This window comes from Mesorhizobium sp. WSM4817 (genome assembly GCF_055811135.1).
This window is the reverse complement of the sequence record NZ_JBVVQQ010000163.1, coordinates 1-260: the sequence shown is the minus strand read 5'-3', so window position 1 is coordinate 260 and position 260 is coordinate 1. Positions and strand designations below refer to the sequence as shown.

The following is a 260-nucleotide window of genomic DNA, read 5'->3' as shown; positions in this document are numbered from 1 at the left end:
ACTTGAGGGTCGGGCCGGCGACGATGACCGAACGACCCGAGTAGTCGACGCGCTTGCCCAACAGGTTCTGACGGAACCGACCCTGCTTGCCCTTGAGCATGTCACTGAGCGACTTCAGCGGACGGTTACCCGGACCGGTGACCGGGCGTCCGCGGCGACCGTTGTCGAACAGTGCGTCGACGGCCTCCTGCAGCATGCGCTTCTCGTTGTTGACGATGATCTCCGGCGCACCCAGGTTGAGCAGCCGCTCCAACCGGTTG

General features: G+C 64.6%; 1 protein-coding gene. It reads right to left on the bottom strand.

The features are described from left to right. Positions 1–260: hypothetical protein (locus AC0L2K_RS35215; protein WP_473533688.1), on the bottom strand; the 260-nt coding region annotated here is incomplete at both ends.